This window comes from Shewanella sp. SM74, from assembly GCF_025653725.1.
In the GTDB taxonomy this organism is placed as follows: Bacteria; Pseudomonadota; Gammaproteobacteria; order Enterobacterales; family Shewanellaceae; genus Shewanella; species Shewanella oncorhynchi.
In genome coordinates, this window is the sequence record NZ_JAKKRZ010000086.1 from 1 (window position 1) to 1,104 (window position 1,104).

2 tRNA genes and 2 rRNA genes are annotated in these 1,104 nt (G+C 43.7%); all 4 read right to left on the reverse strand.

Annotated features, from left to right (window positions below):
• A 23S ribosomal RNA gene (locus L5M49_RS25050) occupies nucleotides 1-108 on the reverse strand; the annotation flags it as partial.
• A gap of 362 nt (nucleotides 109-470) precedes the next feature.
• A tRNA-Ala gene (locus L5M49_RS25055) sits at nucleotides 471-546 on the reverse strand.
• A gap of 139 nt (nucleotides 547-685) precedes the next feature.
• A tRNA-Ile gene (locus L5M49_RS25060) sits at nucleotides 686-762 on the reverse strand.
• A 193-nt stretch (nucleotides 763-955) separates the two neighbouring features.
• Nucleotides 956-1,104 (reverse strand): 16S ribosomal RNA (locus L5M49_RS25065); the annotation flags it as partial.

The following is a 1,104-nucleotide window of genomic DNA, read 5'->3' on the forward strand; positions in this document are numbered from 1 at the left end:
TTAGCTCAAATGCTTGTTACTAGCTCGCCAACGCTTTTCGCAAGTTACTACGTCCTTCATCGCCTCTGACTGCCAAGGCATCCACCGTATACGCTTAGTCGCTTAACCATACAACCCAAATGAGTTTCACTCATCTGCGCCGCATTGCGACCAGCTTGGTTTTACTTGTCTCACTTCTGACCAAAGAAGTGGACGCGCCTTAGACGTAAACTATTCAATAAAGAATAATTTACTWTTGAATATTCAAGACACTTAATAAAGTGTTTGAGAACTCATGTTCAATGCTTKCGCATTAAACGTTTTGTAATTAATYACATGACAGACTCATGCAATTAAATACTATCAGCTTTCCAAATTGTTAAAGAGCGGGCTTAAAAAAGCCAAAGATAATTTTTAAGTTTATCTTTGGCATCTCTATCCATAGTGCATATGCCTTATTACTTTRCAATAAAGTCAGAATAAGGTGTAAATGGTGGAGCTATGCGGGATCGAACCGCAGACCTCCTGCGTGCAAGGCAGGCGCTCTCCCAGCTGAGCTATAGCCCCATTTACATGCAGTGCGAGTAAGTAAGATGTTCCAAACCTCTAAAAGGATTGGTTTGCCAAATCGAGTTATCCGCGGCAAATTAACGCGACGTTTAGTTTCACTAAACGAGTGTTAATTTAACAAAGGAGAACGAAGATTTGGTGGGTCAGAGTGGACTTGAACCACCGACCTCACCCTTATCAGGGGTGCGCTCTAACCAGCTGAGCTACAGACCCATCTTATTGATAAATCTACAACCATCTAGAACCACCGACCTCACCCTACTCTTTATGAGGGGATTGGGGTGCTAACCAGTTAAGCTACAGACTCATCTTTGATAAACCTATTTAACTAGGTCCATCTTTTACTCTTTCTTCTATCAAGCAAATCTGTGTGAACACTCAACAAACATTAAGTTAGTCGTATAGGTAAGGAGGTGATCCAGCCCCAGGTTCCCCTAGGGCTACCTTGTTACGACTTCACCCCAGTCATGAACCACAAAGTGGTGAGCGCCCCCCCGAAGGTTAAGCTACCCACTTCTTTTGCAGCCCACTCCCATGGTGTGACGGGCGGTGTGT